General features: G+C 62.5%; 2 protein-coding genes. Both read left to right on the top strand.

Features of this window, described 5'->3' with window-relative positions; genetic code table 11:
* On the top strand, positions 1-1,977 hold a 1,977-nt coding region (gene fusA, locus JHD07_RS38375; RefSeq protein WP_291631694.1), incomplete at its 5' end, for an elongation factor G.
* 40 nt (positions 1,978-2,017) lie between these two features.
* A partial coding sequence (locus JHD07_RS38370) for a GTP-binding protein (protein WP_139281446.1) occupies positions 2,018-2,112 on the top strand: 95 nt, incomplete at its 3' end.

Below are 2,112 nucleotides of genomic sequence, written 5' to 3'. Positions count from 1 at the left end.
TACACCGGCAAGAGCCACAAGATCGGCGAAGTGCACGAAGGTGCCGCGACGATGGACTGGATGGAGCAGGAGCAGGAGCGGGGCATCACGATCACCTCGGCTGCGACCACCGCGTTCTGGAACGGCAAGCGCCTGAACATCATCGACACCCCCGGCCACGTCGACTTCACCATCGAAGTCGAGCGTTCGCTGCGCGTGCTCGACGGCGCCGTTTGCGTTCTCGACTCCAACCAGGGCGTCGAGCCGCAGACCGAAACCGTCTGGCGCCAGGGCGACAAGTACAAGGTTCCGCGCATCGTCTTCGCCAACAAGATGGACAAGATCGGTGCCGACTTCTTCAAGTGTCTGGCTGATATCGTCGACCGTCTGGGCGCTAAGCCCGTCGCGATCCAGCTTCCGATCGGTGCCGAAAACAACTTCAAGGGTCTCGTCGACCTCGTGAAGATGCAGGGCGTCGTCTGGAACGATGAATCGCTCGGCGCGAAGTTCGACTATGTCGACATTCCCGAGGATCTGGTCGAGCAGGCCAAGGAATACCGCGAGAAGATGGTGGAAGCCGCCGTCGAGCTCGACGACGACGCCATGGCCGCCTATCTCGACGGCAAGGAGCCGGACGAGGCGACCCTGAAGCGTCTGATCCGCAAGGCGGTGCTGACCGGCGCGTTCTATCCCGTGCTGTGCGGCTCCGCGTTCAAGAACAAGGGCGTGCAGCCGCTGCTCGACGCCGTCGTCGACTACCTGCCGTCGCCGCTCGACGTGCCCGCGATCAAGGGCACCGACGACAAGGGCAACGAAGTCGTGCGCAAGGCGGACGACAAGGAGCCGCTGGCGCTGCTCGCGTTCAAGATCATGGACGACCCGTTCGTCGGCACCATCACCTTCTGCCGCATCTATTCGGGCATTCTGCAGAGCGGCACCGGCGTCGTGAACTCGACCCGCGAGAAGAAGGAGCGCATTGGGCGCATGCTGTTGATGCATGCGAACAACCGCGAGGACATCAAGGAAGCCTATGCCGGCGACATCGTCGCGCTGGCCGGCCTGAAGGAAGCGCGCACCGGTGACACGCTGTGCGATCCCGACAAGCAGGTGATCCTGGAGAAGATGGAATTCCCCGAGCCGGTCATCGAGATCGCGATCGAGCCGAAGTCCAAGGCCGACCAGGAGAAGCTGGGCGTGGCGCTGGCCAAGCTCGCCGCGGAGGATCCGTCCTTCCGCGTGTCGACCGACCACGAGTCCGGCCAGACCATCCTCAAGGGCATGGGCGAACTGCATCTCGACATCAAGGTCGACATCCTCAAGCGCACCTACAAGGTCGACGCCAACATCGGCGCGCCGCAGGTGGCGTTCCGTGAGCGCATCACCAAGCGGGTGGAGCACAGCTACACCCACAAGAAGCAGACCGGCGGTACCGGCCAGTTCGCGGCTGTGTCGTTCATCGTCGAGCCGAACGAAGCCGGCAAGGGCTTCGAGTTCGAGTCGAAGATCGTCGGCGGCGCGGTGCCGAAGGAGTACATCCCCGGCGTCGAGAAGGGCCTGGAGAGCGTGCTGTCGTCCGGCGTGGTCGCGGGCTTCCCCGTGGTCGACGTCAAGGTGCAGCTCGTCGACGGCAAGTATCACGACGTCGACTCGTCGGCGCTCGCCTTCGAAATCGCCTCGCGCGCCTGCTTCCGCGAAGCGCTGCAGATGGGCAAGTCCGTCCTGCTCGAGCCGATCATGAAGGTCGAAGTGGTGACGCCGGAAGACTATACCGGTTCGGTCATCGGCGACCTGAATTCGCGGCGCGGTCAGATCCAGGGTCAGGACATGCGCGGCAATGCCAACGTCATCAACGCGATGGTGCCGCTCATGAACATGTTCGGTTACGTGAACAATCTGCGCTCGATGAGCCAGGGTCGCGCGACCTTCACTATGCAGTTCGACCACTACGCAGAAGCGCCGGCCAATGTGTCGGCAGAAGTCCAGAAGAAGTTTGCCTGATTGTCGTCGGTCTCAAGCTGACGATTGAACGGAGAGTCAAATGGCCAAAGCAAAGTTTGAACGTAACAAGCCGCACTGCAACATCGGCACCATCGGTCACGTCGACCATGGCAAGACGTCGCTGACCGCGGCGAT

It is taken from the genome of Bradyrhizobium sp., from assembly GCF_016462955.1.
Lineage (GTDB): Bacteria > Pseudomonadota > Alphaproteobacteria > Rhizobiales > Xanthobacteraceae > Bradyrhizobium.
The sequence above is the reverse complement of the archived record's forward strand: the minus strand, read 5'-3'. Positions and strand labels throughout refer to the sequence as shown.